This window comes from Pseudomonas sp. JC1203, assembly GCF_056175065.1.
The window spans coordinates 138,480-159,058 of the sequence record NZ_JBWCAM010000004.1; the positions used below are offsets into that span (position 1 = coordinate 138,480).

Genomic DNA, 20,579 nt, shown 5'->3' on the forward strand with positions numbered 1-20,579 from the left:
CGGCAGTTCACGCCTCTACCTGGCTCCATTGCTTGCTCAGGCGCTTGTCCGAGATCGGCACCTTGGTGCCCAGCTGCTGGGCGAACAGCGACACCCGGTATTCCTCGATCAGCCAGCGGTACAGCTCCAATTCCGGGTCACGCTTGCCTTCCTGGGCATGCTTGGCCTGCCGTGCCTGGTACTGGGCCCAGACATTGCCCAGCTCGCCGCTCCACACCCGGTCCTTCTGCACCTGGCTGCCCAGTTTCTCCAGGCGCATTTCGATGGCCTTGAGGTAGCGTGGCAGCTCCTTGAGCCAGGCCGACGGGGTCTGGCGCACGAAACCTGGGTACACCAGCTGGCCCAGTTGCTGCTTGATGTCGTTGAGGGCCACGGCCTGGGCCAGGTCGATCTTGCCCTTGAAGCGCTTCTGCAGGCCGTGCCACAGCTTGAGGATATCCAGCGTCTGGCGCGCCAGGCGCTCGGCGTGCTCGGCCCAGGCCCCGCGCTTGCGCTCGGCCAGCGCCGCCAGCCCGGCGCCATCGCGCGGCAGGCTGGCTTCGCCTTCGAGAATGCAGGTGTCGAGGCTGGCCAGCAGAATGTCTTCCACCAACGCCTCGATGCGCCCCAGTTCGCGGTACAGCAGGCCCAGCTCGGTCTGCCCGGGCAACTTGCCGCGCAGGAACTTCGCCGGTTCCGCCAGTTGCTGCAAAAGCAGGCGCTGCAGCGCGCGGCGGTGCTGGAACTCGGCTTCGGCGGCGGTGGAGAAACGCCCTTCCTTGACGGTGCCGTTCTCTTCCACCAGCGCCGGGTACACGGTCATCGACAGCCCGGCGATCTTCTGCTGGGTGGTCTCGGCCACGGCGGCGAAGGCCTTGGCCTCCACTGGCTGCTGGCTCTTGGCCGACTGCGGCGCCGCCAGGGCGGCCTGGCTGGCCTGCACGAAGCGCGCGGTCAGCTCGGCCAGGTCGCGGCCTTCGCCGAGGAACTTGCCGTCACCGTCCAGCACCTCGATGTTCATGCGCAGGTGGCTGTCCACCTGCTGCTCGGCCTCGGCCCAGGCCTCGTCGCTGACCCGCGCACCAGTCATGCGCAGCAGCTCACGGCCCAGCGCCTGGGGCAGCGAGCCGTCGCCGAAGGTGATGCGCGCCAGGGCGGCGCGGACAAAGTCCGGCACCGGCACGAAGTTCTTGCGGATGGCCTTGGGCAGGTTGCGCACCAGGGCGATGCACTTGGCCTCCAGCAGGCCCGGCACCAGCCACTCCAGGCGCTCGTTGGGCAGCGCCGGCAACAACGGCGCCGGCACGCTGACGGTCACGCCATCGCGTGGGTGGTTCGGCTCGAAGTGGTAGCTCAGGGCCAGGGTCAGGTCGCCCAGGCGCAGGGTGTCCGGGTACTGGCCGGCGGTGACTTCGCTGGCTTCGCGGGCCAGCACGTCCTCCTCGCGCATGATCAGCAGCTTGGGGTTCTTCTGGCTTTCAGTCTTGTACCAGTGGTCGAAGGTCGCCGTCTGGTGGATCTCGGCCGGCACGCCAGCGTCGTAGAACGCGTACAGGGTTTCTTCGTCAGCGAGAATGTCACGGCGGCGCGCCTTGGCTTCCAGCGCGTCCAGCTGCTCCAGCAGTTCGCGGTTGGCGGTCAGGCACTTGGCCCGCGACTGTATCTCGCCGCGCACCAGCGCCTCGCGGATGAACAGCTCGCGCGACACCACCGGGTCCACCGGGCCGTAGTGCACGGGGCGGCGGCCAACCACGATGAGGCCGAACAGGGTGATTTGTTCGTAGGCCACCACCTGGCCGCGCTTCTTCTCCCAATGGGGCTCGAAGTGGTTTTTCTTGATCAGGTGGCCGGCCAGCGGCTCGATCCAGTCGGCGTCGATCTTGGCCACCATGCGCGCGTACAGCTTGGTGGTTTCCATCAGCTCGGCAGTCATCAGCCACTGCGGGCGCTTCTTGCCGATGCCCGACGAGGGGTGAATCCAGAAACGCCGCTGGCGGGCGCCCAGGTAGTCGCCTTCCTCGGTCTTCTGGCCGATCTGGCTGAGCAGGCCGGACAGAATCGCCTTGTGGAATTTCGGGTAGTCGGCCGGTTCCTTGTTAATGGTCAACTGCAGGTCGCGGCAGATCAGACTCAACTGCCGGTGCGCATCGCGCCACTCGCGCAGGCGCAGGTAGTTGAGGAAGTTCTTGCGGCACCAATTGCGCAGCGGGCTGGCGGTCAGGGCCTGGCGCTGCTCTTCGAAGCCGCGCCACAGGTTTACCAGCGCGGCGAAGTCGGAATCGGCGTCTTTCCACTGGGCGTGCGCCTGGTCGGCGGCCTGCTGGCGCTCGGGCGGGCGCTCGCGCACATCCTGCACCGACAGCGCACTGGCAATGATCAGCACTTCCTGCAGGCTGCCCTGCTTCGCGGCCTCCAGCAGCATGCGGCCCATGCGCGGGTCCACCGGCAGGCGCGCCAGCTGGCGGCCTATTGGCGTGAGCTGGTTCTCGCGGTTGACCGCCGACAGTTCCTGCAACAGGTTGAAGCCGTCGGTGATGGCCTTGCCATCCGGCGGCTCGATAAACGGGAACTGGTCGATCTCACCCAGGCGCAGGTGCAGCATCTGCAGGATAACCGCGGCAAGGTTGGTGCGCAGGATCTCGGGGTCGGTGAATTCCGGCCGGCCAAGGAAGTCCTCTTCGCTGTACAAGCGAATGCAAATGCCCGGCTCTACCCGGCCGCAACGGCCCTTGCGCTGGTTGGCGCTGGCCTGGGATACGGCCTCGATGGGCAGGCGCTGGACCTTGGCGCGGTAGCTGTAGCGGCTGATGCGCGCGGTGCCGCTGTCGATCACGTAGCGAATGCCCGGCACCGTCAGCGAGGTCTCGGCGACGTTGGTCGCCAGTACCACGCGGCGGCCGGGGTGGCTCTGGAAAATCTTCTGCTGCTCGGCTGGCGACAGGCGCGCGTACAGCGGCAGAATCTCGGTGTGCTTGAGCTGGGCCTTGCGCAGCATTTCGGCGGCGTCGCGAATCTCGCGCTCGCCAGGCAGGAACACCAGCACGTCGCCTGGGCGCTTGCCTTCGCTGCGCTCGAACGCGGCAATTTCATCCAGGGTGGCAATGATCGCCTGGTCGACGGTGAGGTCGTCCTCGACGCTGTTGCCCTCCTCGTCCTGCTCGCTGGTGAGCGGGCGGTACCAGGTGTCCACCGGGTAAGTACGACCCGACACCTCGATGATCGGCGCGTCGTCGAAGTGTTTGGAAAAACGCTCCAGGTCGATGGTCGCCGAGGTGATGATCACCTTCAGGTCCGGGCGGCGCGGCAGCAGGGTCTTCAGGTAGCCCAGCAGGAAGTCGATGTTCAGGCTGCGTTCGTGGGCTTCGTCGACGATGATGGTGTCGTAGCGTTCCAGGAAGCGGTCGTGCTGGGTCTCGGCCAGCAGGATGCCGTCGGTCATCAATTTGACCAGGGTGTTGGCGTCGCTCTGGTCCTCGAACCGCACCTGGTAACCCACCAGCGCGCCCAGCGGCGTCGCCAGTTCTTCGGCAACGCGGGTGGCCACGCTGCGCGCGGCGATACGCCGGGGCTGGGTGTGGGCGATCAGGCCGTGCTGGCCGCGCCCCAATTCCAGGCAGATCTTGGGCAGCTGGGTGGTTTTGCCCGAGCCGGTTTCGCCGGCGATGATCAGCACCTGGTGCTCGGCGAGGATCTTCTTGATCTCGTCGCGCTTGGCCGCAATCGGCAGGCTGTCGTCGTAGCGAATGGCCGGCACGCTCTGCTTGCGCGCGGTGACCTGCGCCATGGACGCCTGCGCCCGTTCGACCCACTGCCCCAGCTTGACCTCGTCGGGCTTCTTGCGCAGCTCGTGCAATTGCCGACGCAGGCGATGGCGATCGCCGATCATGGCCTGGTCGAGGTTCTTGAACAGTGTGTCGATAACGGGATTGTGGTCGGTCATCAGGTACGCAAATGGCTACGCGGCAAAAAGAATGGGCGGGATTGTCGCAGATTTGCGGGGGTTTATCATATTGGCCATGTGCAGGGGGCTTCTGTAGCAGCTGCCGAAGGCGGCGTCGCAGGCGGCGCAGTGGATCAGACGGTGCGCGGCGCCTGTGACGCGACCTGACGGCCGCTGCTACAGAGGGGCAGAATGTTTAGCCGAAGGTAGACTGAAGGTACGACAATCCCGATTTAACCACCCCCGAGTGCCATGCAACCATCCAGGCACCATGAACGCCACCCCGCTTCCCCCCGCCAGCACCGAACCGCGCGCCCCGCGCCGTAGCGTGTGCCTGCGCCCCGGGGAGAACCCGCTGTTCAATGTGATCCTGGCCTTCTGGGCGCTGTGGCACTGCCGCCACGCGCGCCCGCCGGACACCGCCCTCGCTGCCTGACCAACCTTGTACTCCCGTCATGACGACGGGCCGTTCACGTGTGCGCAAGCGAGAGCCACCCCATGCATTTTGCCCCCCTGCATCAGGCCCAGGCGTTCCTGGACCAACACCCGCATATTGAAATGTTCGAACTGTTCATCCTCGACGCCAACGGCGTGCCACGCGGCAAGCTGCTGCACCGCGATGAACTGCTGGCCGTGTACCAGAGCGGCCGGCCACTGCCCAGCACCATCCTGGGCCTGACCCTGAACGGCGACGACGTGGAAAACTCCGGCTTGGTGTGGGACGTCGGTGACATCGACTGCCGCGCCTACCCGCTGGAAGGCAGCCTGGTGCCGCTGCCGTGGCGCAAGATCCCCACCGCGGCGGTGCAAGTCAGCATGCACCCCACCGAGGGCCTGCCCGCCACGGTAGCCGACCCGCGGCATGTGTTGGTCAAGGTAATCGATGCCTTGAAGGCCGACGGTTTCCACCCGGTGATGGCCTGCGAGCTGGAGTTCTACCTGCTTGATGCCAAACGCGACGCCAACGGCCGCCCGCAACCGGCGCTGGACGCCGACGGCACCCGCCCGCGCAGCACCCAGGTGTACGGCCTGCGCGAACTGGAGCAGATAGAGCCGTTCCTCGCCGACCTGTATGCCGCCTGCAAGCAACAGGGCATTCCCGCACGCACGGCGATTTCCGAATACGCCCCCGGCCAGGTGGAAATCACCCTGGAGCACGGCGATGCGCTATTGGCCATGGACCAGGCGGTGCGCTACAAACGCATCGTCAAGGGCGTGGCGCACCAGCACGGCATGCAGGCCTGCTTCATGGCCAAGCCTTTCGATGACCTGGCCGGCACCGGCATGCACATGCACGTTAGCCTGGCCGACGCCGAGGGCCAAAACCTGTACGCCAGCGAGGACAAGGCCGGCACGCCACTGCTGCGCCAGTCGGTGGGCGGCATGCTTGCCCACCTGCTGGACAGCCTGCTGCTGTTCTGCCCCAACGCCAACTCCTACCGGCGCTTCCAGGCCAACAGCTACGCGCCGCTGGCGCCCACCTGGGGCGTCGACAACCGCACCGTCAGCCTGCGCGTGCCGGGCGGGCCGGCCAATACCCGCCATATCGAGCACCGTATCTGCGGCGCCGATGCCAACCCGTATTTGGCCGCAGCAGCCATCCTGGCGGCCATCCACGACGGCATCCGCCAGCAGCGCGACCCTGGCGCGCCGGTGCAGGGCAACGGCTATGCCCAGGCTACGCACTTCCTGCCCACTGACTGGCTGACGTCGCTGACCGCGCTGGAGCGCTCCGAATGGGCCCGCGAGGCCCTGGGCGAAGGGTTTCTGAAGGTGTACCTGGCGGTAAAGCGTGCCGAGTACCGGCAGTTCATGGCCGAGGTAGGCGAACAGGATTGGCGCTGGTACCTGACCAACGCGTAACCCCCACCTTATTCCAGGAACCGCCATGAGCACTCGCATCAACTCCTATTACACCGCCACCCTCAACCAGGAAACCGACTTCCCGGTGCTGCAGGGCACCCACAGCGTCGACGTGGCCATTATCGGCGGCGGCTTCACCGGCGTTGCCACCGCTGTGGAGCTGGCCGAAAAAGGCCTGAAAGTGGCCCTGCTCGACACCCACAAGATCGGCTGGGGCGCCAGCGGCCGCAACGGTGGCCAGGTGACCGGCAGCCTTTCGGGCGACGCCGCCATGCGCAAGCAGATGCGCCGCAAGCTGGGCGCCGAGGTGGACGATTTCATCTGGCACCTGCGCTGGCGTGGGCACGAGATCATCCAGCAGCGGGTGGCGAAATACGGCATTCAATGCGACCTCAAGCATGGCCACCTGCACGCGGCCATGAAGCCGTCGCACCTCACTGAACTGCGCGCCTCGCTGGAAGAAGCCCAGGCCCGTGGCATGGGCGACCAGGTCACGCTGCTGGACCAGGCAGGCGTGCGCCAGCACCTGGACAGCCCGTTGTACCTGGGCGCGCTGAAGAACACCCGCAACATGCACCTGCACCCACTCAACCTGTGCCTGGGCGAGGCGCGCGCGGCGCAGTCGCTGGGGGCCCTGCTGTTCGAGCACAGCGAGGTGCTGGACATCGTCCATGGCCCGCGCCCCGCCGTGGTTACCGCCAACGGCCGCATCGAGGCGAAACAGGTGCTGTTGGCCGGTGACGTCTACCACAAGCTGGAACCGGGCCAGCTCAAGGGCAAGATCTTCCCGGCCATGGGCGGCATCGTCACCACCCGCCCGTTGGGCGAACTGGCGCGCCAGCTCAACCCCCAGGACCTGGCGGTGTACGACTGCCGCTTCGTGCTGGACTACTACCGCATGACCGCCGACGGCCGCCTGCTGTTCGGTGGCGGCGCCAACTATTCCGGCAAGGACTCGCGCGACATTGCCGCCGAGCTGCGGCCGTGCATCGAGCGCACCTTCCCGCGCCTGCAGGGCGTGGACATCGAATTCGAGTGGAGTTGCGCCATGGGCATCGTGGTCAACCGCATCCCGCAACTGGGCAAGCTGTCGGACAACGTCTGGTACTGCCAGGGCTATTCGGGGCACGGCATCGCCACCAGCCACATCATGGGCGAGATCATGGCCAACGCCATGACCGGCACCCTGGGGCAGTTCGACACCTTCGCCAGCTGCAGCCACATCAAGGTGCCCATGGGCGATGTGCTGGGCAACCCGTTGCTGGCGGTGGGGATGTGGTATTACGGCATGCTGGAAAAACTGCGCTGAAGCGCTGTTTCATGTGGGAGCTGGGGTTGCCACCAGCATATTGGGGCCCCAAAACCAAGCAGGGAAGCCCCCACCCCGAACACCGGCGCTGAGGCGCTGTTTCCGGGGGGTGCGGGGTGGCCCGCGAGCTTCTGGGGCCCAGAACAGCTCGCTGGCAAGCCAGCTCCCACACGATCAGGCTATCTTCTTCAGGCCCAGCTTCTTCAGTTCCTCGTCACGCAGTTCACGGCGCAGGATCTTGCCGACGTTGGTGGTCGGCAGCCCGTCGCGGAATTCCACCGAACGCGGCACCTTGTACCCGGTGACGTTGGCGCGCATGTGCTCCATCACCTGGTCCTTGGTCAGCGTCACACCCGGCTTGGCGACGATGAACATCTTGATGGCCTCGCCGGACTTCTCGTCCGGCACGCCGATGGCCGCGCACTGCAACACGCCCGGCAGGGTCACCAGCACGTCTTCCAGTTCGTTGGGGTAGACGTTGAAGCCGGACACCAGAATCATGTCCTTCTTGCGGTCGACGATGCGCATGTAGCCGTCGTCCTGAATCACGGCGATATCGCCGGTCTTCAGCCAGCCGTCGGCGTCGAGGATCTCGTCGGTGGCGTCCTGGCGCTGCCAGTAGCCCTTCATCACTTGCGGGCCCTTCACGCACAGCTCGCCCACTTCGCCCAGGGCCAGTTCGCGGCCGCTGTCATCGGTGACCTTGCAGCGGGTGGACGGCACCGGAATGCCGATGGTGCCCACCTGGATGTTCTGGATCGGGTTCACCGACGCCACCGGGCTGGTCTCGGTCATGCCGTAGCCTTCGCAGATGGCGCAACCGGTCACGCTTTTCCAGCGGTCGGCGGCAGCCAGTTGCAATGCCATGCCGCCCGACAGGGTGACTTTCAGCGCCGAGAAGTCGAGGTTGCGGAAATCGGCGTTATTGCACAGCGCCACGAACAGCGTGTTCAGGCCGACGAAGCCGCTGAACTTCCACTTCGACAGCTCCTTGACCATCGCCGGCAGGTCGCGCGGGTTGCTGATCAGAATGTTGTGGTTGCCGATCAGCATCATCGCCATGCAGTGAAAGGTGAAGGCGTAGATGTGGTAGAGCGGCAGCGGGGTGATGAGGATCTCGCACCCTTCATTGAGGTTGGAGGCCATCAGCGCCTTGCACTGCATCATGTTGGCGATCAGGTTGCGGTGGGTGAGCATCGCGCCCTTGGCAACGCCGGTAGTGCCACCGGTGTACTGCAGCACGGCGACTTCTTCGGCGCTGGGGTTGGCCTCGCGCACGGGCTGGCCGTGGCCCTTGGCGAGCACGTCGTTGAACTTGACGGCGGTGGGCAGGTGATAGGCCGGCACCATCTTCTTCACGTACTTGATCACGCTGTTGACCAGCAGGCGCTTCACCGGTGGCAGCAAGTCGCCGACCTGGGTCACGATGACATGCTTGACCGAGGTCTTGGGCACCACGTTCTGCGCCAGGTGCGCCATGTTGGCCAGGCACACCAGGGCCTTGGCGCCGGAGTCGTTGAACTGGTGTTCCATTTCCCGTGCGGTGTACAGCGGGTTGGTGTTGACCACGATCAGGCCGGCGCGGATGGCACCGAAGACCACCACCGGGTATTGCAGTACGTTGGGCAGTTGCACGGCAATTCGATCACCGGGCTGCAAATCGGTATGCTGTTGCAGGTACGCCGCGAAGGCGCCAGACAGTTCGTACAGTTGACCGTAGGTGAGCGTCCTGCCCAGGTTGCTGAACGCCGGCTTGTCGGCGAAGCGCTGGCAGGACTGTTTCAATACAGCCTGAATGTTCGGGTACTCATCAGGATTGATGTCCGCAGCAATACCTGCTGGGTACTTATCCTTCCAGAAATTTTCGATCATGGAAGCCCACTCCTCCAGCACAGCGAATTCATCACCGCTTCGTATGCGATTATTATTGATAGGTGATCACGGTACGTGAAGCACCGATCGATCGAAAGCGCGCCGAGAGTAGCAGCTTTGGAAAAGGTCGCATAGAGGCCGAATTGGCCCGACCGGTCACAGAAATGACTCTATGAATACCAGTAGTCATTTTTAGAGTAAAAATACTATTGTCTTGGGACGCGGCCTGTGGCCGCTGCTACAAAACCCCTGTAGCAGCGGCCGCAGGCCGCGTCATGCCTCAGGCAATATCACGCAACTCGCGCCGCAGAATCTTGCCCACCGCCGTCATCGGCAGCGACTCGCGCAGCACGATATGCTTGGGCACCTTGTAGCCGGTGAAGTTGGCCTTGCAGTAGGCCTTCAGCTCCTCAAGGCTCACGCCACTTTCACGCGGCACCACGAACAGCTTCACCGCCTCCCCCGAACGCTCGTCCGGTATGCCGATGCAGGCGCAGTTGGCGACCTTGGGGTGGGCCATCACCACGTCTTCGATTTCGTTGGGGTACACGTTGAAGCCGGAGACGATGATCATGTCCTTCTTGCGGTCGACGATGCGCACGAAGCCGTCGGGGTCGATCACGCCGATGTCGCCGGTGCGCAGCCAGCCCTCGGCGTCCAGCGCCTCGGCGGTGGCCTCGGGGCGCTGCCAGTAGCCCTTCATCACCTGCGGGCCCTTCACGCACAGCTCGCCGCGCTCGCCGCCCGCCAGCTCGTTGCCCTGGTCATCGACGATCTTTAACTGCGTGCCCACCACCGGCAGGCCCACGGTGCCCAGGCGCGCGGCGGCGCCGTAAGGGTTGGTGCTGACCACCGGCGACGTCTCGGTTAGCCCGTAGCCCTCGACGATGCGGCAGCCGGTAAGCTTTTCCCAACGGTCGGCGGTAGCCTTGACCAGCGCGGTGCCGCCGGAGTTGGTGACCTTCAGGCGGGAAAAGTCGAGGTCCTTGAACTCGGGGTGCTCCATCAGCGCCACGAACAGCGTGTTGAGGCCCAGCAGCGCGGTGAACTGCCACTGCTTGAGTTCCTTGATGAACGCCGGAATGTCACGCGGGTTGCTGATCAGCACGTTGTGGTTGCCGGTGACCATCATGCCCATGCAGTTCGCCGTGAACGCGTAGATATGGTACAGCGGCAGCGGCGCGATCATGACCTCCTGGCCTTCACGCATGATCTTCACGCCGTGCTCGTCGGTCTGCTCGAAGCAGCACAGCACCTGCTGCATGTTCGCCACCAGGTTGCCGTGGGTGAGCATGGCGCCCTTGGACAGGCCGGTGGTGCCGCCGGTGTATTGCAGCACGGCAATGTGCTCCAGGGTCAGCGGCACCGGCGTTGGCGTGTGCCCGCGGCCCAGGCTGAGGGCGCGCTTGAGCGGGATGGCCTGGGGCAGGTCGAACGCCGGCACCTTCTTCTTCACCTTGTCGACCAGGGTGTTCACCAGCCAGCCCTTGGCGGCGGGCATCAGGTCGCCCATGCGCGCCTCGATCAGGTAGCTGATCTCGGTGTCGGGCAGCACTTCCTGCACCAGCTTGCCGAACATGTTCAGGTACACCAGCGCGCGGGCACCGGAGTCCTTGAACTGGTGGCGCATTTCCCGGGCGGTGTACAGCGGGTTGGTGTTGACCACGATCAGCCCGGCGCGCAGGGCACCGAACACCACGATGGGGTATTGCAGCACGTTGGGTAGCTGCACCGCGATGCGGTCGCCGGGCACCAGGTCGGTTTCGTTCTGCAGGTAGGCGGCAAAATCCGCGCTATGGCGCTCAAGCTCCGCGTAGGTCAGGGTCACGCCCAGGTTGCTGAAGGCCGGGCGGTCGGCGAACTTCCTGCAGGAACGCTCGAACACCTCGACCACCGACTTGTACGCCCCCAGGTCCAGCGTGGTGGGTACCCCGGCGGGGCGTTTATCGTTCCAGAATTCAGCTTGCATTATTATTGTCCTCTTGCCTGAGCCGATTCGAGCCGCCCATTCCGTACGCAGCGGCCGGTGCTTTGCCGACGTTAGCAGTTAAGCAAGCACTGGCAAACACGCCAGGGGCCGTCATTAACATCGTGAATCTAAATGCTGCGCCGCGCTGGATTCCTGCCATGGGCTATACAATGAGCTCGACCCCACCGCACCGCGCAAGGAACCGCCATGCCCGCCGAGGCGTTCTGGCTTGACGCCAGTGATGATTGCCGCATGTATGTCCACGCCTGGCTGCCCGAAGCGCCGCCGCAGGCCGTGGTGCTGCTGGTGCATGGCATGGCCGACCACGGCGGCCGCTACCAGCGCCTGGGCCAGGCGCTGGTAGCGGCCGGGCTGGCGCTGTATGCGCCGGACCTGCGCGGCCACGGCCATACCGCCGAGGGCGGGGTGCTGGGCCATTACGCCGACGCCAACGGCTGGAATCGCGTGCTGGACGACCTGGCCCTGCTGGCCCGGCATATTCGCCAGGCCCACCCGGGCGCACCGTTGTTCCTGTTGGGCCACAGCATGGGCAGCTACCTGGTACAGGGTTACCTGCTGCACCACAGCGCCAGCGTGCAAGGCGCCATTCTGAGCGGCTCCAACTACCAGCCAGCGCTGTTCTACCGCGCCGCCCGGCAAGTTGCCCGGCTGGAACGCCTGCGCCAGGGCCCGCGGGGGCGCAGCGCAGTGATCGAGTGGCTGTCGTTCGGCTCGTTCAACAACGCCTTCAAGCCCACCCGCACTGCCTTCGACTGGCTGAGCCGCGACCCGGCCGAGGTCGACCGCTACATCGCCGACCCGCTGTGCGGCTTCCGCTGCACCAATCAATTATGGCTGGACTTGCTGGCCGGCCTTGCGCAAATCAGCCAGCCGGGCAACCTGGCGCAGATCGATCGCAGCCTGCCGCTGCTGATCATTGGCGGAACATGTGATCCGGTAAGCCAGGGCAAGCGTCTCACTGATCTGGCCCGTGCACTGCGGCGCAACGGCAACCGCCAGGTGGCGCTCACGCTCTACCCCGAGGCCCGCCACGAAGTGCTCAACGAAATCAACCGCGCGCAGGTCACCGCCGACCTGCTCGCCTGGCTGCACCAGGCCCTGGCCATAGCGCGCCCGGCCCGCAGCGAGTAACCGACATTTACTGACGAACAGAAGGAACAGTCACCCATGACCCAGGTTACCAACACCCCGTACGAAGCCCTCGAAGTCGGCCAGAAAGCCACTTTCAGCAAGACCGTCGAAGAGCGTGACATCCAGCTGTTCGCCGCCATGTCCGGCGACCACAACCCGGTGCACCTGGACGCCGAGTTCGCCGCCGCCACCATGTTCAAGGAGCGTATCGCCCACGGCATGTTCAGCGGCGCACTGATCAGCGCCGCCGTGGCTTGCGAGCTGCCTGGGCCGGGTACCATCTACCTCGGCCAGAAGATGAGTTTCCAGAAGCCGGTAAAAATCGGCGACACCCTGACCGTGCGCCTGGAAATCCTCGAAAAACTGCCTAAATTCCGCGTGCGCATCGCCACGCAGGTGTACAACCAGCGTGACGAGATGGTAGTGGACGGCGAAGCCGAGATCCTCGCCCCGCGCAAAGAGCAGACCGTGAACCTGGTGAGCCCGCCGGCCATCACCATCGGCTGATTTTCTGTAGCCGCTGCCCGCCGGCAGCGGCTACAGCATTCACTTCAAGACCGTTCCTACGCTTCGCTGCGAAACATCTGATTTTCTCCCTCCCGACTTCTGCCATAGCGTGACCGTCCCTGCACAAAAACAAGGACACGTCACCCATGCAGCGTTACCACATCACCGTGGGTGCCACCACCACCGCTGGCGGCACCGTGACCTCGGGCTGCAGCCGCAGCACCATCAATGACCAGCCGATGGCCCGCGAGGGCGACGAGGTGCATTGCCCGGCCTGCGCCAGCACCGGGCGAATTGTCTGCGACGGCCTGCACCTTTCGGAAACCATCGACGGGCACGAGGCGGCGCTCGATGGCGACTTGTGCCGATGCCTGTGCAGCCCCGCGCCAAGGCTTATCGCCAACCAGACCCTGCGTTCCCAGACCATTGCCGATAGTGCTGTGTCGTCGACGGCCCGCGCTGCCACCACGCCACCGCCTGCTGCCCCTCCCCCACGCCCCGCAAACCCTGTGCGTGCCGCAAGCAGTGGCGCAGCGAACTTCAGTAGCCCGCAAGGAACGTCCTGCGAAAATCTGTGGCGCCATTACCAACTTCAGGCCGAAGCCATCGTCGCGCCGGGCGGCACCCTGATAGCAGACGCCAAGGCCCGCAACCGCGCCATCAACGCCGCCTACGCACAGCTATGGCTAGACGACCCGCGTTTCCAGTGGGCCGGCCTGGCGGCCTTCGCTTCCAAGCAGGTGGGCTGCGGCCTGCTGCACGCAGCCGAGTCCATCGACAAAGTCCAGGCCGAACATGACACCCGGCAGCACCTGCAGCAGAGCGCCCGGCGCGGCTTCTTCGGGCTGTTCAGCAGCCGCAGCGAGCGGGAGCGGCAGGAGAAAGTCGACACGTTCAAGCGGAGCCGGCACGAGCATCAAGTCGCCCGTGACAACAACCCGGTGCCCAACATCGACCTGCGGCGCGCGGGCGAGCCGTTATCGCTGGTGCAGCAGCAGTTGCAGCATGTGTACGACATGCTGGCGATGGGGAATACCACGCTGTTTCTGGATGTTTATCCGCTGCATCTTTTTTATCGGGAGCGGGGGTTGGGGGCGTTGGAGGGGTGTTTGCCGGTTCGTGTTGAACTGTACAAGAAGCATCCGGTGCTGTGGCTGGTTCAGCGGGAGACATTGGAGTTTGGCAGAGTTCGCACGGAGGTTTTGGAAACGTTTCGTGCAATGGAGTCAGGGAAAATCGCGAACAGCGTCGAATCTCTCGCTAAACATGAACAGGTCAATATCCTTCAACCAGTCATGTATAGCAACTCACAATTTGTGCGCCTGTTAAGAAGCAACCATCTCTCGTTCGTAATTGGATTCCCGTCCGGCGCCGCGCAAGCGATTGAGCTAACGCTAGCCAGCCAGTGCCAACGAATCGACGACGGACGCACCATAAGCTTTGGCAGCAACCCGTTTGCCGACCTGTCGGATATCAACCAGCGCATGCCGTTCGTGCTTAACGCGGCTACCAGGTTCGATCATCTGCTCAATAGCAGCAGCCGCAATCAGATAGAACAATCCCTGCGCACTATCGCTTCGGTAGGGGTGGAACCATGATCCGCATAACCCAATTTGGCTGGCGGCATACATTGATTGCTTTGGCAGTACCTTTTCTGATCACGGTGGACGTACTTTCGGATGACCCGGAAATAGCGTTGGTCATTGGCGAGCCTTTTGAGGATATGCGCCGACGTTCCAGCGCATCCATCGCACCCGCGTTTGCGGGCCATAGCTGGTTCAGCATTCCCAAGTCCGACGCCCGCTTGAACTTCATGGATCCCCACTATGGGTTTGTGACGCCATTGGCCCGTTTCTTTGTTGTCATGTATGACGAGGGGCGGATCGGCAGTGTGCGAATGTCTCCTCAAACAGAGCCGCTCCTACTCGACGAAACCCTCAAAATTGCTTTGGACTTACAGGACCAATGGCGTCGAACCGGGTGGACACTCACCCGGCCGGGGGATTTTCCAGCCATCGCCGACACGCTTGCCTGGCGAGAGCGCCTCAGACAAAGACGCACAGGTATCACGACTTACTGGCAGGCAGAAGATCGGTACCAGGTGGTCATGGATATCGGCAGATTTACCGACCGCAGGCGCCCGGATGAAGAGCGCTATCTCATCTCGCTGGCGGTATCAAAGCCTTTCGTGAAACCTTGGGAAGCGTATTCGACGCCGGTCGTGCCGTAGCAGCTGCCGCCAGGCTGCGTCGCGCCGCGCGGGCGGCGCTCGGTCTCAAGAGCGGCAAACCAGACTCGGCTGGCGCCTGTTAGCTGTGAGGCGCGACGCAGCCTTCGGCAGCTGCTACATCCTGTGTGTGTGGGGGGGATTTCCAAGCACTTCTTGAAGGGCAAAAAAAATGGGCGACCGAAGTCGCCCTAAATGCCTTGCGTGCTCTGTTGAAGCGCAAACCGCGTTTGCGTTCGATGGAGCAAAGATTAACCAAACCCCCGCCAGCGGAAACTGACCCAGGTCAAGGTTTCAACGCTTCTTGGGTTTCTTCTTCGGTTTTTTCTTCCCGGCAGTCAGCGGCATGGCCTGCTCGAACTGCTGGCGCATGTCGTTCAGGCGCTTGTCGTTGAGGTCGTGGACGCGCTTGGCGCGCTCCGCGGAGAAGTCGATCAGCTTGTCGTCCTGGCTCATGGTCACTACGTCAGGTGGGGCGAAATAGGCCTTCATAATGGCGGCAGACGCGCGCCGGATCAAACCTCAATGTCCACCCAGAGGCCTTGGCGCGGTTCGTCGTCGATCAGCGGCGCCACCGGTACGGTGTTGTCGGCATTGAGCTCATGGCCGGGCACCGGCAGGTGCGCATCGGGGTCGTGCTCGGCCTCTTCGCGCTGGCGCTGGCGGCGGCGCTGGCGCTCGGCTTCCTCGCGCAGCAGCAGGGCGGCGGTTTCCTGGTCGCGCTGGCGCAGGTCGATCTCGCTTTCGTCCGACGTCGGCTGCGTGGGTGCCACCGGCGCGATCACCGTGGGCGCTGGTCTGACCGGGTCCAACTGCGACGTCACCGGGACTACGCTGAGGGGAAGGATGGGTGGCAACATGTTCGGGATCTCCTGTTGCCGGGGTAACGGCGGCAGGTGGTTGGGCTTGAAAGGTTTCTCCTTGAAGTATCGACTCCGTCACAAACAGTTTAGTGCAATCGACGCGATCAGCTTCCCGACGAGACTCTTTGGCCCTGAGCCCCATCATCCGGTACCATAGTCGGCTTTTTCATGGCGGGAGTCAGGCAGCATGGCGCAGCAGTATCAACCGGGGCAACGCTGGATTAGCGACAGCGAAGCAGAGCTAGGTCTAGGCACCGTTCTGGCACAGGACGGTCGCTTGTTGACCGTGCTCTACCCGGCCACTGGCGACACCCGCCAATATGCCCTGCGCAACGCGCCGCTGACCCGGGTGCGGTTCTCTCCAGGTGACCAGATCACCCATTTCGAAGGCTGGAAACTGACTGTCCAGGAAGTCGAGGACGTCGATGGCCTGCTGGTGTACCACGGCCTGGACGCGCAGAACCAACCCTGCACCCTGCCCGAGACCCAGCTGTCGAACTTCATCCAGTTCCGCCTGGCCAGCGACCGCCTGTTCGCCGGCCAGATCGACCCGCTGGCCTGGTTCTCGCTGCGCTACAACACCCTGGAGCACACCAGCAAGCAACTGACCTCGTCGCTGTGGGGCCTGGGCGGCGTGCGTGCGCAACCCATCGCCCACCAGCTGCACATCGCCCGCGAAGTGGCCGACCGCATCGCCCCGCGCGTACTGCTGGCCGACGAAGTGGGCCTGGGCAAGACCATCGAGGCCGGCCTGATCATCCACCGCCAGTTGCTGTCGGGCCGTGCGGGCCGCGTGCTGATCCTGGTGCCGGAGAACCTGCAGCACCAGTGGCTGGTGGAGATGCGCCGCCGCTTCAACCTGGAAGTCGCGCTGTTCGACCGCGAGCGCTTCATCGAAAGCGACGCCGCCAACCCCTTCGAGGACGCGCAACTGGCGCTGGTCTCGCTGGAGTGGCTGACCGAGGACGAGAAGGCCCAGGACGCGCTGTTCGCCGCCGGCTGGGACCTGATGGTGGTCGACGAGGCTCACCACCTGGTGTGGCACGAGACCAAGGCCAGCCCACAGTACTCGCTGGTGGAGCAACTGGCCGAAGTCATCCCCGGCGTGCTGCTGCTCACCGCTACCCCGGAACAGCTGGGCCAGGACAGCCACTTCGCGCGCCTGCGCCTGCTGGACCCGAACCGTTTCCATGACCTGGCCGCCTTCCGCGCCGAGAGCGAACACTATCGCCCGGTGGCCGAAGCCGTACAGGAGCTGCTGGACAAGGGGCGCCTGTCGCCCAAGGCCCACGCCACCATTCACAACTTCCTCGGTGCCGAGGGCGAAGCCCTGCTGACCGCCGTCAACGACGGCGACGCCGAGGCCAGCGCGCGGCTGATCCGCGAACTGCTGGACCGCCACGGCACCGGCCGCGTGCTGTTCCGCAACACCCGCGCCGCCGTGCAGGGCTTCCCCGAGCGCAAGCTGCACCCGTACCCGCTGGCCAACCCGGACGAGTACATGGAGCTGCCGCTGGGCGAACACGCCGAGCTGTACCCGGAAGTGGCCTTCCAGGCCCAGGCCGAGACCGACGAGGAAAACCGCTGGTGGCGTTTCGACCCGCGCGTCGAGTGGCTGATCGACCAGCTGAAAATGCTCAAGCGCACCAAGGTGCTGGTCATCTGCGCCCACGCAGAAACCGCCATGGACCTGGAAGACGCCCTGCGCGTGCGCTCCGGCATCCCGGCCACGGTGTTCCACGAAGGCATGAACATCCTTGAGCGTGACCGCGCCGCCGCCTACTTCGCCGACGAAGAGTTTGGCGCCCAGGTGCTGATCTGCTCGGAAATCGGCAGTGAAGGCCGCAACTTCCAGTTCGCCCACCACCTGGTGATGTTCGACCTGCCGGCCCACCCGGACCTGCTGGAACAGCGTATCGGCCGCCTGGACCGTATCGGCCAGAAGCACGTCATCGAGCTGCACGTGCCGTACCTGCAGGACAGCCCGCAAGAACGCCTGTTCCAGTGGTACCACGAGGCGCTAAACGCCTTCCTCAACACCTGCCCTACCGGCAACGCCCTGCAGCACCAGTTCGGCCCGCGCCTGCTGCCGCTGCTCGAAGGCGGTGACGACGACAACTGGGACACCCTGGTGGCCGAGGCCCGCGGCGAGCGCGAGCGCCTGGAAAGCGAGCTGCACACCGGCCGCGACCGCCTGCTGGAGCTGAACTCCGGCGGTGGCGGCGAAGGCAAGGCGCTCGTCGAGGCCATCGAAGAGCAGGACGACCAGTTCGCCCTGCCGATCTACATGGAAACCCTGTTCGACGCCTTCGGCATCGACAGCGAAGACCACTCCGACAACGCCCTGATCCTCAAGCCGAGCGAAAAAATGCTCGACGCCAGCTTCCCGCTGGGCGACGACGAAGGCGTGACCATCACCTACGACCGCCACCAGGCGCTGTCGCGTGAAGACATGCAGTTCATCACCTGGGAACACCCCATGGTGCAGGGCGGCATGGACCTGGTGCTGTCCGGCTCCATGGGCAACACCGCCGTCGCGCTGATCAAGAACAAGGCGCTCAAGCCTGGCACCGTGCTGCTGGAACTGCTGTACGTGAGCGAAGTGGTAGCCCCGCGCGCCCTGCAACTGGGCCGCTACCTGCCGCCGCAAGCGCTGCGCTGCCTGCTGGACGCCAACGGCAACGACCTGTCTTCGCGCGTGTCGTTCGAAACCCTGAATGACCAGTTGGAAAGCGTGCCGAAGGCCAGCGCCAACAAGTTCATCCAGGCCCAGCGCGACGTCCTCACCCCGCGCATCAATGCCGGCGAGACCAAAGTGCTGCCACGCCACCTGGAGCGCGTGGCCGAAGCCAAGCGCCGCCTGGCGGCCGAAACCGAAGAAGAACTGGCACGCCTCACCGCCCTGCAGGCAGTGAACCCCACCGTGCGCGCCAGCGAACTGGATGCACTGCGCAAGCAGCGTGAACAGGGCCTGGCGATGTTCGAGAAGGCGGCGCTGCGGTTGGAAGCGATTCGGGTGCTGGTGGCGGGTTGACCGCTTGGCTTGATCCGGAAAAGAAGCCCGCGCGATGCGGGCTTTTTTTTGGCGCTGTCCCGATCTAGAGCAGATAACCAAGGCGGGCGACGCCTATCCATCAGGCCATGGTACGTTGCAAAAAATGTAGGAGCCGGGCTCGCCCGCGATGCGCCGCGCGGGCGGCGCTCGATCTCCAGAGCGCCCCAGAAACCAAGGCATGCACCTTTAAGCCATGATGCGGTTTCACCACAGCCATCCCCAAACCCCTTCAAAGGTTACTGCTAGAGATTGCGTCACGGCACTCAGGGGCAGGCCGATATTGTCTTGTCGTTTTCCAGATCGAGCGCCGCCCGCGCGGCGCATCGCGGGCAAGCCCGGCTCCTACATCTGTTGCAACGTGCCATGGCCTATGAGATCAGCGTCGCCAGCCTTGTCTGCCCGCTTTCGATACTTGCAGTACCCGCCTACACCCCAACCACCACCCCACTCTCCGCCCGAACCACCACCATCCCATCCTTCATCCGCTGCGCATCTCGCGTGAAACTCCTCGCAGCCAACCCCAAAAACACCAACGTCAACACCAACGCCACCGGTATCGACAACATCGCGTCATGCAAGCCTTCGGCCTTGAACACCTCGCTCATTTCGCTGGCCCCGGCGGCTGCCATGGCCTGGTGGGCGAAGCGGTCGCTGAGCAGCCCTGCCACCACCGGCCCCATGGAGCCGCCCAGCAGGTACAGGCCGGCGAAGAACAGCGCCATGGCGGTGGCGCGCATGCGCGGGTGCACCACTTCGAGGATGGCGGTGTAGGCGCAGGTGTAGAAGGCATAGCTGAAGAACCAGCCCAGGCCGAACACCGTGACGAACAGGCCGATGTCGATGCGCCCGGCCATCAGCGCCCAGGCGGTGGCGCTGGCGGCGACTACCATGCAGCTGGCGGCCAGCACCAGGCGGCCGTTGGCCAGGCGTTGCTGGACTTTGTCGGCCACCCAGCCGCCCAGGGTCAGGCCCACAAGGCCGGTTACGCCGACGATGACGCCGGTGGACACCGCGGCCTGGTGCAGCGGCAGGTGGAAGTAGCGTTGCAGCAGCGGCACCATGAAGCTGTTGCAGGCGTAGGTGGCGAAGTTGAACGCCAGCCCGGCCAGCACCAGCCAGCAGAAGGTGGGGATGGCCAGCAGCCGGCGCAGGGGATTGTCCAACGGTTGCTGGGACACCGGCTCGGCCTCGGCGGCGCCGCGTGCCGGTTCGCGGATGGTGAACATGAATACTGCCAGCAGCAGGCCCGGTACCGCGGCGACGAAGAACGGCGCGCGCCAGTTGCCGAAGAATTCGACCATGGCGCCGATGGTGAAGAACGCCAGCAGCAGCCCCAGCGGCAGGCCGAGCATGAAGATGCCCATGGCCCGGCCACGGCGCTGGGGTGGGAACAGGTCGCCAATCAGCGAGTTGGCGGCCGGCGCGTAGCTGGCCTCGCCAATGCCGATGCCCATGCGCACCAGCAGGAAGGTCCAGAAGCCGCCGACAAAACCGTTCACTGCGGTCAGCGCGCTCCACACCGCCAGCCCCCAGCCCATCATCTTGCGCCGCGAGCCGCGGTCGGCCATGCGCCCCAGCGGGATGCCGGCCACGGCATATACCAGGGTGAACGCGGTGCCGGCGATGCCCAGCTGAAAGTCACTGAGGTGCCATTCCATGCGCAGCGGTTCGATGATGATCGCCGGGATGGTACGGTCGAAGAAATTGAACAGGTTGGCCAGGAACAGCAGGAACAGGATGCGCCACGCATGGGGCGCCTGGGCGGGTATCGGCATGGGTGGGCACTCGCTTTTATTGTTATTGGGCCTGATGAAATCTAGAAGGTGAATTCGCGCATGTCCGC

14 protein-coding genes are annotated in these 20,579 nt (G+C 64.6%); 8 read left to right on the forward strand and 6 right to left on the reverse strand.

Annotation, left to right across the window (positions count from 1 at the left end; genetic code table 11):
* Positions 1 to 7 precede the first annotated feature (7 nt).
* Positions 8 to 3,919: an ATP-dependent RNA helicase HrpA gene (gene hrpA / locus AC0SZ7_RS08110; RefSeq protein WP_475503907.1), complete on the reverse strand. Its 3,912-nt coding sequence runs from the start codon at positions 3,917 to 3,919 to the stop codon at positions 8 to 10.
* A 271-nt stretch (positions 3,920 to 4,190) separates the two neighbouring features.
* Here hrpA and AC0SZ7_RS08115 point away from each other — a divergent pair, with 271 nt between their 5' ends.
* From AC0SZ7_RS08115 to AC0SZ7_RS08125, 3 genes are all read left to right on the forward strand, one after another.
* Positions 4,191 to 4,355 carry a hypothetical protein gene (locus tag AC0SZ7_RS08115; protein WP_475503908.1) on the forward strand — a complete coding sequence of 55 codons (165 nt, stop codon included), beginning with the start codon at positions 4,191 to 4,193 and terminating at the stop codon, positions 4,353 to 4,355.
* A gap of 62 nt (positions 4,356 to 4,417) precedes the next feature.
* Positions 4,418 to 5,782 (forward strand): glutamine synthetase family protein, encoded by a 1,365-nt coding sequence (locus AC0SZ7_RS08120; protein WP_475503909.1) that lies wholly within the window; start codon positions 4,418 to 4,420, stop codon positions 5,780 to 5,782.
* Between the two features lie 25 nt (positions 5,783 to 5,807).
* A complete protein-coding gene (locus AC0SZ7_RS08125) occupies positions 5,808 to 7,091 on the forward strand; it encodes an NAD(P)/FAD-dependent oxidoreductase (RefSeq protein WP_475503910.1) in 1,284 nt (427 codons plus the stop codon).
* 174 nt (positions 7,092 to 7,265) lie between these two features.
* On the opposite strand, the gene fadD1 is transcribed toward AC0SZ7_RS08125, so the two are convergent.
* Complete coding sequence (gene fadD1 / locus AC0SZ7_RS08130; protein ID WP_475503911.1) at positions 7,266 to 8,963, reverse strand: long-chain-fatty-acid--CoA ligase FadD1; 1,698 nt, start codon at positions 8,961 to 8,963, stop codon at positions 7,266 to 7,268.
* Positions 8,964 to 9,243: 280 nt separating this feature from the next.
* Positions 9,244 to 10,932, reverse strand: a complete 1,689-nt coding sequence (fadD2, locus tag AC0SZ7_RS08135; protein ID WP_475503912.1) for a long-chain-fatty-acid--CoA ligase FadD2 — start codon at positions 10,930 to 10,932, stop codon at positions 9,244 to 9,246.
* Between the two features lie 207 nt (positions 10,933 to 11,139).
* Between fadD2 and AC0SZ7_RS08140 the strand changes: the two genes are divergently transcribed.
* The 4 genes from AC0SZ7_RS08140 to AC0SZ7_RS08155 all read left to right on the forward strand — a co-directional run bounded on the left by AC0SZ7_RS08140 (position 11,140) and on the right by AC0SZ7_RS08155 (position 14,821).
* The gene (locus AC0SZ7_RS08140) at positions 11,140 to 12,084 is read left to right on the forward strand and encodes a lysophospholipase (protein WP_475503913.1); all 945 of its coding nucleotides are present in this window, start codon (positions 11,140 to 11,142) and stop codon (positions 12,082 to 12,084) included.
* 36 nt (positions 12,085 to 12,120) lie between these two features.
* Positions 12,121 to 12,591 (forward strand): MaoC family dehydratase, encoded by a 471-nt coding sequence (locus AC0SZ7_RS08145; RefSeq protein WP_416422909.1) that lies wholly within the window; start codon positions 12,121 to 12,123, stop codon positions 12,589 to 12,591.
* Between the two features lie 146 nt (positions 12,592 to 12,737).
* On the forward strand, positions 12,738 to 14,189 hold the full coding sequence (locus AC0SZ7_RS08150; RefSeq protein WP_475503914.1) for a PAAR domain-containing protein: 1,452 nt from the start codon (positions 12,738 to 12,740) through the stop codon (positions 14,187 to 14,189).
* Complete coding sequence (locus AC0SZ7_RS08155; RefSeq protein ID WP_475503915.1) at positions 14,186 to 14,821, forward strand: hypothetical protein; 636 nt, start codon at positions 14,186 to 14,188, stop codon at positions 14,819 to 14,821. Before AC0SZ7_RS08150 ends, AC0SZ7_RS08155 begins: the two co-directional genes overlap by 4 nt.
* Positions 14,822 to 15,112: 291 nt before the next feature.
* Here AC0SZ7_RS08155 and AC0SZ7_RS08160 read toward each other — a convergent pair whose 3' ends face one another.
* Together AC0SZ7_RS08160 and AC0SZ7_RS08165 are read right to left on the reverse strand one after the other, a co-directional pair.
* A complete protein-coding gene (locus tag AC0SZ7_RS08160; protein WP_475503916.1) occupies positions 15,113 to 15,274 on the reverse strand; it encodes a hypothetical protein in 162 nt (53 codons plus the stop codon).
* Between the two features lie 59 nt (positions 15,275 to 15,333).
* Positions 15,334 to 15,678 (reverse strand): aspartate-semialdehyde dehydrogenase, encoded by a 345-nt coding sequence (locus tag AC0SZ7_RS08165; RefSeq protein WP_475503917.1) that lies wholly within the window; start codon positions 15,676 to 15,678, stop codon positions 15,334 to 15,336.
* Positions 15,679 to 15,868: 190 nt separating this feature from the next.
* On the opposite strand from AC0SZ7_RS08165, the gene rapA reads away from it, so the two are divergent.
* On the forward strand, positions 15,869 to 18,715 hold the full coding sequence (rapA, locus tag AC0SZ7_RS08170; protein ID WP_475503918.1) for an RNA polymerase-associated protein RapA: 2,847 nt from the start codon (positions 15,869 to 15,871) through the stop codon (positions 18,713 to 18,715).
* A gap of 446 nt (positions 18,716 to 19,161) precedes the next feature.
* On the opposite strand, the gene AC0SZ7_RS08175 is transcribed toward rapA, so the two are convergent.
* Positions 19,162 to 20,511 carry a spinster family MFS transporter gene (locus AC0SZ7_RS08175; RefSeq protein WP_475503919.1) on the reverse strand — a complete coding sequence of 450 codons (1,350 nt, stop codon included), beginning with the start codon at positions 20,509 to 20,511 and terminating at the stop codon, positions 19,162 to 19,164.
* Between the last annotated feature and the right edge of the window lie 68 nt (positions 20,512 to 20,579).

Excerpts from the sequence above, each read along its gene's own strand:
- AC0SZ7_RS08125 (WP_475503910.1), top strand. The coding sequence starts at position 5,808 with ATGAGCACTCGCATCAACTCCTATTACACCGCCACCCTCAACCAGGAA.
- fadD1 (WP_475503911.1), bottom strand. The coding sequence starts at position 8,963 with ATGATCGAAAATTTCTGGAAGGATAAGTACCCAGCAGGTATTGCTGCG.
- AC0SZ7_RS08150 (WP_475503914.1), top strand. The coding sequence starts at position 12,738 with ATGCAGCGTTACCACATCACCGTGGGTGCCACCACCACCGCTGGCGGC.
- AC0SZ7_RS08165 (WP_475503917.1), bottom strand. The coding sequence starts at position 15,678 with ATGTTGCCACCCATCCTTCCCCTCAGCGTAGTCCCGGTGACGTCGCAG.
- AC0SZ7_RS08115 (WP_475503908.1), top strand. The coding sequence starts at position 4,191 with ATGAACGCCACCCCGCTTCCCCCCGCCAGCACCGAACCGCGCGCCCCG.
- AC0SZ7_RS08120 (WP_475503909.1), top strand. The coding sequence starts at position 4,418 with ATGCATTTTGCCCCCCTGCATCAGGCCCAGGCGTTCCTGGACCAACAC.
- AC0SZ7_RS08160 (WP_475503916.1), bottom strand. The coding sequence starts at position 15,274 with ATGAGCCAGGACGACAAGCTGATCGACTTCTCCGCGGAGCGCGCCAAG.
- rapA (WP_475503918.1), top strand. The coding sequence starts at position 15,869 with ATGGCGCAGCAGTATCAACCGGGGCAACGCTGGATTAGCGACAGCGAA.
- AC0SZ7_RS08155 (WP_475503915.1), top strand. The coding sequence starts at position 14,186 with ATGATCCGCATAACCCAATTTGGCTGGCGGCATACATTGATTGCTTTG.
- AC0SZ7_RS08145 (WP_416422909.1), top strand. The coding sequence starts at position 12,121 with ATGACCCAGGTTACCAACACCCCGTACGAAGCCCTCGAAGTCGGCCAG.
- AC0SZ7_RS08175 (WP_475503919.1), bottom strand. The coding sequence starts at position 20,511 with ATGCCGATACCCGCCCAGGCGCCCCATGCGTGGCGCATCCTGTTCCTG.
- fadD2 (WP_475503912.1), bottom strand. The coding sequence starts at position 10,932 with ATGCAAGCTGAATTCTGGAACGATAAACGCCCCGCCGGGGTACCCACC.
- hrpA (WP_475503907.1), bottom strand. The coding sequence starts at position 3,919 with ATGACCGACCACAATCCCGTTATCGACACACTGTTCAAGAACCTCGAC.
- AC0SZ7_RS08140 (WP_475503913.1), top strand. The coding sequence starts at position 11,140 with ATGCCCGCCGAGGCGTTCTGGCTTGACGCCAGTGATGATTGCCGCATG.